At 67.8% G+C, this 12,810-nt stretch carries 11 protein-coding genes; all 11 read right to left on the bottom strand.

Going from position 1 to position 12,810, the window contains the following annotated elements:
- Positions 1–2 precede the first annotated feature (2 nt).
- Complete coding sequence (gene gap / locus MicroSTF_RS00740; RefSeq protein ID WP_322952878.1) at positions 3–1,013, bottom strand: type I glyceraldehyde-3-phosphate dehydrogenase; 1,011 nt, start codon at positions 1,011–1,013, stop codon at positions 3–5.
- Positions 1,014–1,128: 115 nt separating this feature from the next.
- Positions 1,129–1,755, bottom strand: a complete 627-nt coding sequence (locus tag MicroSTF_RS00735) for a superoxide dismutase (RefSeq protein ID WP_021201518.1) — start codon at positions 1,753–1,755, stop codon at positions 1,129–1,131.
- 185 nt (positions 1,756–1,940) lie between these two features.
- Positions 1,941–2,918 carry a DNA-binding protein WhiA gene (whiA, locus tag MicroSTF_RS00730; protein WP_017830285.1) on the bottom strand — a complete coding sequence of 326 codons (978 nt, stop codon included), beginning with the start codon at positions 2,916–2,918 and terminating at the stop codon, positions 1,941–1,943.
- A gap of 67 nt (positions 2,919–2,985) precedes the next feature.
- Positions 2,986–3,858, bottom strand: a complete 873-nt coding sequence (rapZ, locus tag MicroSTF_RS00725) for an RNase adapter RapZ (RefSeq protein WP_029258308.1) — start codon at positions 3,856–3,858, stop codon at positions 2,986–2,988.
- A 34-nt stretch (positions 3,859–3,892) separates the two neighbouring features.
- Positions 3,893–5,797, bottom strand: coding sequence for an excinuclease ABC subunit UvrC (gene uvrC / locus MicroSTF_RS00720; protein ID WP_322952870.1), 1,905 nt, complete (start codon positions 5,795–5,797; stop codon positions 3,893–3,895).
- A complete protein-coding gene (uvrA, locus tag MicroSTF_RS00715; RefSeq protein ID WP_021201521.1) occupies positions 5,797–8,685 on the bottom strand; it encodes an excinuclease ABC subunit UvrA in 2,889 nt (962 codons plus the stop codon). Before uvrA ends, uvrC begins: the two co-directional genes overlap by 1 nt.
- 9 nt (positions 8,686–8,694) lie before the next feature.
- Complete coding sequence (locus MicroSTF_RS00710) at positions 8,695–9,288, bottom strand: hypothetical protein (protein WP_136025016.1); 594 nt, start codon at positions 9,286–9,288, stop codon at positions 8,695–8,697.
- Positions 9,285–10,598: a DUF58 domain-containing protein gene (locus MicroSTF_RS00705; protein ID WP_322952866.1), complete on the bottom strand. Its 1,314-nt coding sequence runs from the start codon at positions 10,596–10,598 to the stop codon at positions 9,285–9,287. Before MicroSTF_RS00705 ends, MicroSTF_RS00710 begins: the two co-directional genes overlap by 4 nt.
- Complete coding sequence (locus tag MicroSTF_RS00700) at positions 10,595–11,566, bottom strand: MoxR family ATPase (RefSeq protein ID WP_322952864.1); 972 nt, start codon at positions 11,564–11,566, stop codon at positions 10,595–10,597. The genes MicroSTF_RS00705 and MicroSTF_RS00700 overlap by 4 nt, the downstream gene beginning before the upstream one ends.
- Positions 11,563–12,036 (bottom strand): hypothetical protein, encoded by a 474-nt coding sequence (locus tag MicroSTF_RS00695; protein WP_322952862.1) that lies wholly within the window; start codon positions 12,034–12,036, stop codon positions 11,563–11,565. Before MicroSTF_RS00695 ends, MicroSTF_RS00700 begins: the two co-directional genes overlap by 4 nt.
- A complete protein-coding gene (locus tag MicroSTF_RS00690; RefSeq protein ID WP_322952861.1) occupies positions 12,033–12,788 on the bottom strand; it encodes a DUF4129 domain-containing protein in 756 nt (251 codons plus the stop codon). The genes MicroSTF_RS00695 and MicroSTF_RS00690 overlap by 4 nt, the downstream gene beginning before the upstream one ends.
- Positions 12,789–12,810: the final 22 nt, after the last annotated feature.

Raw genomic sequence — 12,810 nt, 5'->3', positions numbered from 1 at the left:
GCTTAGAGGCGCTCGGCCACGTACTCGGTCAGGTCGACGAGACGGTTGGAGTAGCCCCACTCGTTGTCGTACCAGCTGGAGACCTTGATCAGGTTGCCGCTGACGTTGGTGAGCGTCGAGTCGAAGATCGAGGAGTGCGGGTTGTGCACGATGTCGCTCGAGACGATCGGGTCCTCGTTGTACTGAAGGTAGCCCGCGAGGCGACCCTCGGCAGCAGCCTTCTTGTACGCCTCGTTGACCTCGTCGACCGTCAGGTTCTCGCGGTCGGTGATGAGGGTGAGGTCGACGATCGAGCCGGTCGGAACCGGCACGCGGTACGACGAGCCGCTCAGCTTTCCCTGGAGCTCCGGGAGCACCTCGCCGATGGCCTTGGCAGCACCGGTCGACGCCGGCGTGATGTTGATCGCGGCGGCGCGTGCACGGCGGAGGTCGCTGTGCGGGCCGTCCTGCAGGTTCTGGTCGGCGGTGTATGCGTGCGCCGTCATCATGAAGCCGCGGTCGATGCCGAACGCGTCGTTGAAGACCTGTGCGAGCGGAGCGAGGCAGTTGGTGGTGCAGGACGCGTTGGAGATGATGTGATCCGTCTCCGGGTTGTACGTGTCCTCGTTCACGCCCATGACGAACGTGCCGTCGACGCCGGTGCCCGGAGCCGAGATGAGGACCTTCTTCGCGCCGGCCTCGATGTGCTTCTTGGCGAGCTCGGCCTTGGTGAAGAAGCCGGTGGACTCGATGACGATGTCGACACCCAGCTCGCCCCAGGGGAGGTTCGCGGGGTCGCGCTCGGCGAAGGCCTTGATCACCTTGCCGTTGACGGTGATGCTCTCGTCGTCGTAGCTGATCTCGGCGTCGAGGACGCCGCCCACCGAGTCGTACTTCAGCAGGTGCGCCAGGGTCTTGTTGTCGGTGAGGTCGTTGACGGCGACGATCTCAAGGTCCGCTCCCTGCGCGAGAGCCGCGCGGAAGTAGTTGCGTCCGATGCGGCCGAAGCCGTTGATACCGATCTTGACAGACACTCAGGTCTCCCTGTTTCTCGTGCGCCGCACGCAGCTTTCCAGCATGCGTGAAGCGCGGGGTTTTTTGGCTGAGAGGGCGTCCCGACGAGCCGTGGCCCGTCGGGACGCGACCCGATTACGACAGTACCAGCAGGCCGTTCGTCTGCTTACGGGCGACCTCGAGGCGCTGGGCGACGTTCTCCCAGTTCGCGATGTTCCACGCGGCCTTGACGTAGTCCGCCTTGACGTTGAGGTAGTCGAGGTAGAAGGCGTGCTCCCACATGTCGAGCTGGAACAGCGGGATCGTGCCCTGAGCCGTGTTCGACTGCTGGTCGAACAGCTGCTGGATGATCAGACGCGAGCCGATCGAATCCCAGCTGAGGACCGCCCACCCGGATCCCTGGATGCCGGTCGCCGCTGCCGTGAAGTGCGCCTGGAACTTCTCGAACGAGCCGAAGTACTCGTCGATCGCCGCCTTCAGCTCGCCCTCGGGCTGACCGCCGCCGTTCGGCGACAGGTTCGTCCAGAAGATCGAGTGGTTGACGTGACCGCCGAGGTTGAACGCGAGGTCCTTCTCGAGCTTGTTGACGTTCGCGAGGTTTCCGCTCTCGCGCGCCTCGGCGAGCTGGTCGAGCGCGGTGTTCGCACCCGTCACGTATGCCTGGTGGTGCTTGTCGTGGTGCAGCTCCATGATCTTGCCGCTGATGTGCGGCTCCAGGGCTGCGAAGTCGTAGGGAAGGTCGGGGAGCGTGTAGGTCGCCATATCGCTTTCATCCAATCCGCGCCGCGCCGCGGCGCTTGCCGATCCTCCGCGCCGCCGATGTGCGGCGTAGAGCGGACGTGATTCATCCTACTGACGACAACGCGGCGGCGCCCCCGATCCTTCCGTCGTATGACGAAAGACCCGCCGTCCGGGTGCCGGTCGGCGGGTCTTGGTCGAGAGGTGGATCAGACGTCGAGTCCGACGGGGACCGCGGCTTCCGTTCCGGGGATGCCCTCCTGCTGCGCGCGCTTGTCGGCCATCGCGAGCAGACGGCGGATGCGGCCGGCGACGGCGTCCTTCGTCAGGGGCGGGTCGGCGTGGTGGCCGAGCTCATCGAGGCTGGCGTCGCGGTGCGCCAGACGGAGTTCGCCGGCCACCTTGAGATGATCGGGGACTTCGTCGGCCAGGATCTCCAGTGCGCGCTCGACACGTGCGCACGCCGCGACGGCGGCCTGTGCGGAACGGCGAAGGTTCGCGTCGTCGAAGTTCACGAGACGGTTGACGCCGGCCCGCACCTCGCGGCGCTGGCGGAGCTCCTCCCACGCGATGGCGGTCTTCTGTGCACCCATCTCGTTGAGGATGGTGCGGATCGCCTCGCCCTCGCGCACGACCACGCGGGGCATCCCGCGCACCTCGCGCGCCTTGGCGGCGACTCCAAGGCGGTGCGCCGCACCGACGAGGGCCATCGCGGCCTCCGACGACGGGCAGACGACCTCGAGCATGGCCGAGCGTCCGGGCTCGCTCAGGGATCCTGCGGCGAGGAAGGCACCGCGCCACAGTCCGGCGACCTCGGCCCGCGAGCCGGTGGTGAGCCGGTTGGGCAATCCGCGCACGGGGCGCCGACGCTGGTCGAGCAGCCCGGTCTGACGGGCGAGGGTCTCCCCCTGCGCGATCACGCGCACCGCCCAGCGTGCGCCGTCGTTCGCGGTGCTCGACTGGACCTGGGCGATCTCGGGTCGCACACCGTAGATCTCGGCGAGGTCACGAGCGACGCGGCGCGCAAGGGTCTCCGCGTCGACCTCGGCCTCCACGGCCACGCGACCGGCGATCGAATGCAGACCACCGGCGAACCGGAGGATGGCGGTCACTTCCGCGACTCGCACCGTCGGGGGTGCATTGCGGATGCTGACCAGCTCGGCCTTGACGTCGGTGGTTAGTGCCACGACACTCCTTCACGTTCACGCGCCGGATCGCGACGCAAACGTCCAGCTTACTCGGCCGGACGGCCCGCTACTCTCGGCCCAGGTCCCGGTGACGGACGTTCACGGCGACGCCCGGGATCGCGGCGAGGCGGCGCGACAGCTCCTCCGACATGGCGACGGAGCGGTGCTTTCCCCCCGTGCAGCCGATCGCGATCGTCGAGTGACTCTTGTTCTCGCGCTGATATCCCTCGAGCACCGGCACCAGCGCCGCGGAGTAGGCGTCCAGGAATTCCATCGCGCCATCCCGGGAGAGCACGTACTCGCGAACAGTCTCGTCCTTCCCCGTCAGACCCCGCAGCTCCTCGTTCCAGAACGGGTTCGGCAGGAATCGCATGTCCGCGACGATGTCGACATCCGTCGGCAGGCCGTACTTGAACCCGAAGCTGAGCAGCGTGACCCGGTGTCGCGCCTCCCCCTCCTCGGAGAAGATGTCGGAGACCTGGGTGGCGAGCTGGTGGATGTTGAGCGTCGACGTGTCGATCACCAGGTCGGCCGCTTCGCGGATCGGCGCGAGCCGGGCGCGCTCGATGCGGATGCCGTCGAGCAGTGTGCCTTCGCCCTGCAGAGGGTGCGGTCTCCGCACGGACTCGAACCGACGCACCAGGACGTCGTCGGACGCGTCGAGGAAGAGCACGCGAACGGAACCGCGGGAGCGCAGTGCGCGCGCCACCCCGGGGAAGTCGTCGAAGAGGTTGCGTCCGCGCACATCGACGACCGCCGCGACCTTCGGCAGAGCAGTGCCGCCCATATCGGTCAGATCGAGCAGCGGACGCAGGATCTGCGGGGGCAGGTTGTCGACGACGTACCAGCCGAGATCCTCGAGTGCGTTCGCCACCGTCGTCCGACCTGCGCCGGACATTCCCGTGACGATGAGGAACTCGCCCTTCTCCCCGTCATTCATTGCTCAGTGCTCCCTCTCCCCCTCGGCCTCCAGCCTAGCGAGTGGACAGGTGCGTGTGGATGTTCTGAGCGAGCACGGGACCGATTCCCTGGACTTCCTCGATCTGTTCCGGCTCGGCGGCGCGGAGAGCGGTCACCGAACCGAAGTGCTTGAGCAGCACCTTGATGCGGGAGGCCCCGAGTCCCGGTACCTCGGCGAGCACCGAGCCGATGTCGTTGCGCCGCCTCTTGCGCTGATGCGTGATCGCGAACCGGTGCGCCTCGTCGCGCAGGCGCTGCAGAAGGTACAGGGCTTCGCTCGTACGGGGCAGGATCACGGGGAAGTCCTCTCCGGGGAGCCAGACCTCCTCGAGACGCTTGGCGATGCCGCAGACCGCGATCTCGGTGTGTCCGGCGTCGCGGAGCGCTCGGGCCGCGGCCTCCACCTGCGGCTGTCCCCCATCGACGAGGAGCAGCTGCGGCGGATAGGCGAATCGGGGCTTGCGTCGCACCGTCACCTCCCCGACGTCTTCCGCCACGACCTCGTCGGTCGTCGGGTCGATGGCCTCGGGCTCTTCGGGACGATCGAGGTAGGCCAGACGGCGACGGAGCACCTGGTACATGGAATCGGTGTCATCGGTCGTCTCGGCGATGTTGAACGACCGGTACTGGTCTTTACGGGGAAGCCCGTCTTCGAACACCACCATCGACGCGACGACATTCGTGCCACCGAGGTGGGAGATGTCGAAGCACTCGATGCGCAGCGGCGCTTCGTCCATGCCGAGCGCCTCCTGCAGGTCGGTCAGCGCCTGGGTTCGAGCGACATAGTCGGTGGTGCGTCGCGTCTTGTGCCGGATCAGTGCCTGTTGCGCGTTGAGCGTGGCGGTCCGCATGAGGTCGGCACGCTGGCCGCGCTGCGCGACCGCGATCTCGACCTTCTTGCCGCGGCGCTCACGCAGCCACACCTCGAGTTCCGCGGCGTCATCGGGCAGTGTCGGAACCAGGATCCGACGCGGAACGTCCTGCGCCTCTCCGTAGGCCTGCTGCAGCACCTGCTCGACGAGCTCGCCGCTGGAGATGTCGATCTCCTTCTCGATGGTCAGGGCGCGCACACCACGCACCCTGCCGCCGCGGATCACGAAGTGCTGGACTGCGGCGGCGAGTTCGTCTTCCGCGATCCCGAACAGATCAGCGTCCTCGTCGCTGGGGAGGACCAGTGCGCTCTTGCCCAGCACGGCTTCGATCGCCGAGAGCTTGTCACGGTACTTGGCCGCTGCTTCATAGTCCATCGCCGCGGATGCCGCCAGCATCCGTTTCGTGAGCTCGCGGGTGAAACGCTCGTCGCCACCTGCCATGAAGGCGACGAAGTCGTCGACCATGGCACGGTGCTCCTCGATGCTCACGGTCATCGAGCAGGGGCCCCCGCACTTGCCGATCTGCCCGGGGAAGCACGGACGGCCTGTCTGCATGGCACGCCGGTAGCTGGAGTCGCTGCACGTGCGGATCGGGAAGGCCTTGATCATCAGGTCGATGGTCTCGTGCACCGCCCAGACCTTCGGGAACGGACCGAAGTACCGTGCGCCGGGGATCTTGCGGTTGCGGGTGACGATCACTCGGGGTGCTTCGTCCGCGAGGGTCACGGCCATGAACGGGTAGGACTTGTCGTCCTTGTAGCGCACGTTGAAGGGCGGATCGAACTCCTTGATCCACATGTATTCGAGCTGCAGCGAATCGACATCGGTGGGGACGACCGTCCACTCGACGGACGACGCGGTGGTGACCATACGACGGGTGCGCTCATGCAGCGTGCGCAGCGGTGCGAAGTAGTTCGACAGACGCTGACGCAGGTTCTTCGCCTTGCCCACGTAAAGCACCCGGCCGGCAGAGTCGCGGAAGCGGTACACGCCGGGGTCGGTGGGAATCTCCCCCGGCCTCGGCTTGTACGACAGCACATCGGCCATCAGCTGGCCTTCCGCGCGGAGCGCCCCTCACCCAGGATCTCGCCGAGGAACAGCCCGGTGTGGCTCGCCTCGACGCGGGCGATCTGCTCTGGAGTGCCCGTGGCGACGATCTGGCCACCGCCGGAACCGCCTTCGGGCCCGAGGTCGATCACCCAGTCCGCCGACTTGATCACGTCGAGGTTGTGCTCGATGACGATCACCGTGTTGCCCTTGTCGACCAGGCCGTTGAGCACCTCGAGGAGCTTGCGGACGTCTTCGAAGTGCAGGCCCGTGGTCGGCTCATCGAGCACGTAGATGCTGCGCCCGTTGCTGCGACGCTGGAGCTCGGTCGCCAGCTTGACGCGCTGCGCCTCGCCGCCGGAGAGCGTCGTCGCCGACTGGCCCAGCCGCACGTACCCGAGCCCGACGTCGACGAGCGTCTTCATGTAGCGGTGGATCGCCTGGATGGGCTCGAAGAAATCGGCTGCCTCCTCGATCGGCATCTCGAGCACTTCGGCGATGTTCTTGCCCTTGTAGTGCACGGCGAGCGTGTCGCGGTTGTAGCGCTTGCCGTGGCAGACCTCGCAGTCGACGTACACGTCGGGCAGGAAGTTCATCTCGATCTTGATCGTGCCGTCACCGGAGCATGCCTCGCATCGGCCGCCCTTGACGTTGAAGCTGAATCGGCCGGGCTGGTATCCACGGACCTTCGCCTCCGGTGTCTCGCTGAAAAGCGTGCGGATGCGGTCGAACACCCCCGTGTAGGTGGCCGGGTTCGATCGCGGGGTGCGGCCGATCGGTGCCTGATCGACGTGCACGACCTTGTCGAGGTTGTCGAGCCCGGTCACCCGCGTGTGCTTGCCGGGAACGGTGCGTGCACCGTTCAAGCGCGACGCCAGCACCTGGTAGAGGATGTCGTTGACGAGCGACGACTTGCCGGAGCCGCTGACCCCCGTGACCGCGGTCAGGACGCCGAGCGGGAAGTCGGCGGTGACGTTGCGGAGGTTGTTCGCACGGGCCCCGACCACGCTGAGCATCCGCTTCTTGTCGATCTTCCGCCGCTTCGTCGGCATCGGGATCTCGCGGCGACCGGAGAGGTACTCCCCCGTCATCGATGCACTGTCATTGAGCAGCGCCGAATACGGGCCCGAATGCACGACCTCGCCACCGTTGACTCCGGCACCGGGACCGATGTCGACGACCCAGTCCGCTGCCTCGATGGTCTCTTCATCGTGCTCCACCACGATCAGGGTGTTGCCGAGGTCGCGCAGGGTGAGCAGCGTCTCGATCAGGCGGCGGTTGTCGCGCTGGTGCAGACCGATCGACGGTTCATCGAGCACGTAGAGCACGCCGGTCAGCCCCGAGCCGATCTGCGTCGCCAGCCGGATACGCTGCGCCTCTCCACCGGAGAGGGAGCCCGCCGAACGGCTGAGGTTCAGGTACGAGAGACCGACCTGCAGAAGGAAGTCGAGGCGGAGGCGGATCTCGCGCAGCACCTGGGCCGCGATCTTCGCTTCACGGTCGGTGAGGGTGAGGGTCTCCATGAAAGCGCGCGCGTCGGCGAGGCTCAGATGCGAGACCTCGGCGATGGAATGACCGTGCACCTGCACGGCCAGGACCTCGGGCTTGAGTCGGTTGCCATCGCACACGGGGCAGGGCACCTCGCGGAGGTACTCACCCCAGCGGTTGCGCTGGTTGTCGGACTCGGCTTGCAGGTACTGCCGCTCGATGTACGGAACCACACCCTCGAAACCGGAGGTGTATCGCATCTCGCGGCCGTAGCGGTTCTTCCACTTGACGGAGACCTTGTAGTTCTCGCCGCGCAGCACGGCGTTCTGCACGTCGGAGTGGAGTTCGCGCCAGGGGGTGTCCAAGGAGAAGTCGAGATCATTGGAAAGACCTTCGAGCAGACGCTCGTAGTACTGGAACAGGCCCTTTCCCTGAGTCGTCCACGGGATGATGACGCCCTCGCGGATCGAGAGGTCTTCGTCGCCGAGCATCAGATCGACGTCGACGGACATGCGCGTGCCGAGCCCCGAGCATGCAGGGCAGGCGCCGAACGGCGCATTGAACGAGAACGTGCGCGGTTCGATCTCGGTGAGAGTGAGGGCGTGCCCGTTCGGGCAGGCCAGCTTCTCGGAGAAGGTCTGCCACGCGTCGTCGCCCTCGCCGTCGACGTAGTTGATCTGCACCACGCCGCCCGCGAGCCCGAGCGCGGTCTCGACTGAGTCGGTGACGCGCCCGAGGATGTCGTCGGACGCGACCAGACGGTCGACCACCACCGCGATGTCGTGCTTGTAGCTCTTCTTCAGCGTGGGCGGCTCGGCGAGCTGGATGAGGTCGCCGTCGACGATGGCCCTCGAGTATCCCTTGGCACCGAGCTCGCGGAACAGGTCGACGAACTCGCCCTTCTTCTGCGAGACGATCGGCGCGACGACCTGATAGCGCGTGCGCTCGGGGAGCTCCATCAACTGATCGGCGATCTGCTGCACCGTCTGACGCTGGATGCGTTCGCCGCATTCAGGACAATGCGGAATACCGATACGCGCCCAGAGCAGGCGCATGTAGTCGTAGATCTCGGTGATCGTGCCGACGGTCGATCGCGGGTTGCGGTTGGTCGACTTCTGGTCGATCGAGACGGCAGGGCTGAGGCCCTCGATGAAATCGACGTCCGGTCGGTCGACCTGGCCGAGGAACTGGCGCGCGTACGCGCTCAGCGATTCGACGTAGCGACGCTGCCCCTCGGCGAAGATCGTGTCGAACGCGAGGCTGGACTTCCCCGATCCGGACAGGCCGGTGAACACGACGAGGGAGTCGCGGGGAATGTCGATGTCGACGTTCTTGAGGTTGTGGACGCGGGCACCGCGGACACTGAGTTTTCCGGAGGAGGCAACGGGGACGATGGGCACCGAACAAGTCTACGAGGGGCCACGGACATTGGCTCCGCGAGGACGCTCAGCGACCGATTCCTCTCCCGCCGATCGTGCCGGCCGCGGCACATCCGAGCTCCGGACGGCTCTCAACGCCAGCCCGACACCGAGCACGAGCATCACTGCGGCGAGCGGGGCGAGCACCGTGATCCCCTGCTCGACGTTCGACGGCGCCAGCAACCATGCCGCGAGGACGACGGGCTGCGCCAGCAGCTGGATGATGCAGAAGCGCGACAGGCTCGGCCCCAGGACGGCGAGGGCGACACGCGAGGAGATCGGGATCACGAGGCTCAACGATGCGAGCACGTGGATCGCGTGGACGAGCAGGACGGCGAGGGCTGTGCGTCCCGGATCGGGTGGGGTCAGGAGGACTCCGAACACCAGGCACGCCGCCGCGAACCACGCCGCCAGGGACCGCGGGAGCACGACAGCGAGGACCGCGGCGATCACCGCCACGCCCTGCCACAACGGGAATGGAACGAGCACGACCGCCCCTGCCCACACCATCGCGACGAGCAGGAGCCGCACCGTGACGCCGGGCGCAGCCGCCCGCACCCGGAACGAACGGAGACCGCGTCTCACCGCCGCACCGTCCGCATCCGCTGCTGACGGAGCGCCGCGAGCCGCATCGCGACGTCGACGTCCTGATCCGTCCACGCGACGACCTCTACGCCGGCATGCCGGAGCTCGACGAGGATGTCCGCGCGTTCCGCGAGCAGGGTCCGGAGCGCGATGCGCTGCTCACGGCTGAGCCGGCTCTCGTCCGGAGCCGGGAGCACGTCGACGGCGACCACGGCGTGCCCCGCCGCCCGCCAACGGATGGCGAGCTGGGCGGCGACACCGTCGAAGAACGTGGAGAGCACGAAGACGATGGATCCCGCAGGCACGACCGGCGACCGGCGGTACCGGGAGTCCTCGTCACTCTGACCCGTCGCCGCGATCACGTCCCGCACCCGCGCGAGATGACGTGCACCTCCACCGGAGGGAAGGCTGAGACCTCCGGGCGACAGCGCGTGGTACGCCACCCGATCACCGACGCCGACCGCCGAAGTGGCGATGGACAGCGCGGCCTCCCGCGCGAGGTCCAGCGAGGTGACGCCTGCCCGGTCGGCATCGTCCGCTCCCCAGGCGGCGACGACGGTCCCGAGATCCTCCGCGGTGTCGACCGCGATCACCACCGAGGAATCGCTGAGGGTGGCAGTGCGTCGCACGAGCAGTTCACCCGGTCGGCGAGCGGCGCGCGCGGTCGCCCGCCAGTCGACGCGGCGCAGTTCGTCGCCGGGGGCGAACGGATGGATGTCACGGAAGTCTCCGCCCTGGCCGGGCCGCGATCCCTCATGGGCACCGTGCAGACCCCTCAATCGCGGCGCGACCGGGAGACGCCCGATCCGGACATGCCGCGGCGGTGTGTTCCACCCCAGTGCGACGCGAGGAGCAGCCTCGGTGACCCACGCGCCGTCGAGAGCGACCCCGCGCACGGTCACTCCGAGCAGCTCCAGAGGACCGGAGTGCTGCAGGCGGTTGCGCGACGTGAGGACGGAGCTCCCGACCTTCACGTCGGCGACCCCCGACCGCTGCTCCTCCTGATCGACCGCGATCTGGAGCCAGTCGCCGTCGAGGACCGCATCTGCCGCGGCGATGACCTCCGATGAGCCGTCCGAGCGCTCCGGACGTGCACGCAGCTCGATCGACAGCACATCGTCACCGGGCCGACGCAGCAGCATCCATGCCGTCGCGAGCGCGAGCGGAAGCCCGATGCCGATCACGTCGGGTCGCGAGAAGACGAGCCCCACGGCAGCGAGGATCGTCGAGCCGGCGAGTCCGATCGCGATCACGGGCGTCCGACTCCAGTGCACGGGGGCACGTGCCGTGACACGGACCTGCTCGGTCATCGCACCGCGGCCACGGTCGGCGGCACCGGCGTGGCCTCGACCACCGTCGCCACGACGGACCGGGGGTCCACTCCTTGCGCCCAGGCCTGCGGCGTCAGGGTCAGCCGGTGCGCGAGCACGGGTTCCGCGATGCGCTTGATGTCGTCCGGCCGCACGTAATCGCGACCGTCCAGGGCCGCGAGTGCGCGGCTGAGCAGGACGAGAGCCTGCGATCCGCGCGGCGAGGCGCCGACCGCGACATGCGTCGCATCCCGCGTCGACCTCGTGAGCTCCACGCAGTACCGGACGACATCGGCATCGACGTGGATCCTCTCGACGGCTTCCTGGATCGCGAGGAGCCCCCGTTCGTCGATGACCGGATCGACGGACGCATCGGGGCTCTGTCGGCGTACGCGGTCGAGGATGATGCGCGTCTCATCGTCCGGCCCGGGGTAGCCGACGGCGAGCCGTACCATGAACCGGTCGAGCTGCGCCTCGGGAAGCGCGTACGTGCCCTCGTACTCGATCGGATTCGAGGTCGCGATCACGTGGAACGGACGCGGTAGGGCGAAGCTGTTGCCCTCGACCGTGACCTGATGCTCGGCCATCGCCTCCAACATCGCCGACTGGGTCTTGGGAGTGGTGCGGTTCACCTCATCGGCCAGGAGCAGGCCGGTGAAGATGGGGCCGGGTCGGAACACGAACTCACCGGAGGCCGGTGCATACACGTAGGAGCCGGTGACGTCGCCCGGGAGCATGTCCGGCGTGCACTGCAGGCGACGGAAACCGAGGCCGAGCGCGGACGCCAGGCTCCTCGCCGCGAGAGTCTTCCCCAACCCCGGAACGTCTTCGAAGAGCACGTGGCCACCCGCGAGGATCGCAGCGAGGGCGATCGTGAGGGGCTCGTCCATCCCGACGACGGCGCCGCGTACGCTGTCGAGCACTCGACGCCCCGTGGCGGCGATCTGCGTGGTCTCCTGGCTGCTCACCCGGTCTCCTCCGTGTCATTCGGGATTCGTTCGATCGCGTCGAGCACGATCTCGATGTCGGTGCTCCGCACTTCACGACCGTGCAGGGCGTCGCGCACTCCCCCGCCGAGCAGCGCCTCGATGCGCGCGTGATGCGTGGGATCGTCGAGGTCGAGTCCACGCAGGGCGAGTCGTCTTCTCAACACGCTCTGCACCCGGCGCACGACGACGTGCCCGGCGACTCCCGTGCGCGTGTTGATCGCCCAGGCCATGCGGGATACCTCCGAGCCGCGCGTCTTGCGGCTCGGCTTCTCGGGGGGCCAGACAGGCCCGACCTCGATGAACTCCTGTCGGCAGGCGCACACCCCCGCGATGGCGAGGATCATCCAGGCGAAGACGAACGGAACCGGAAAGCCCACCTGGCCGAGCAGGAGCAGGACGATCACAGCGACGGCGGCACCGACGCCCAGGACCAGGATCCGTCTCTTCATCGCCAGCCCTTCTGGATACCGCGGAGGCAGTCGGCGGCTCGGGCCCGATCGCGCTCGTCGGCGTCGTGCCCGCCGAAGCGCACCTGTTCGTAGAGGCCCAGCAGGGCGACGACATCGTCGGCGATCCCCGCACGTCGGCCGATGATGCGAACGGTGAACTCCGACGGCGTCTCGTTGACGCCACGGCCGGCGCCGGCATCCGCCGCCGATTCCTCCAGGCCCACCCACGCCGCCACGATGCTGTCGCCGGGCAGAGTCCGACCGTCGATCGTCCTCAGCGCCTCCGCGATTCCACGCTGGATCGTCGCCTCGTCCGGTTCGACGTGGGCCGCGGGTGCGATGACGACCCGGGCATCGACCCGCGCTGCCTCGCGACGCGCGAGCGGACGGTCACGCCAGAGACCCACGAGGTAGCGGATCAGGAGTCGAAGACCGAGGTACACCATCGCGAGCACGACGGCGACGACGACCGCCGCGAGGACGTAGCCGATGATCGCGAGCAACGGCGAATCCTCAGGGGGATCCAACGGCGGTGGCGCGGTCTCCGTCGGCGCCGTCGGCAGGACGTCGTCACCTGCCCGATCCTCGGTAGCGGTGAACCATCCTCCGAACTGCGGAAGGCCCTGTGCCGAGGCAGCGAACATGATCGTCGCGAAGAAGCCGGCTATCGCGATCAGCGGGAGCAGAAGCCCCCGCGGCCGGTCTGTCCCGGCACGCTCCCGCCCCGGGATCGAGGGCTCGGGGCGCGACATGCCTCCACCCTAGGGGGCTGCT

This window comes from Microbacterium sp. STF-2 (assembly GCF_034650155.1).
In the GTDB taxonomy this organism is placed as follows: domain Bacteria; phylum Actinomycetota; class Actinomycetes; order Actinomycetales; family Microbacteriaceae; genus Microbacterium; species Microbacterium maritypicum_A.
This window is presented reverse-complemented; position numbering and strand designations above follow the sequence as displayed.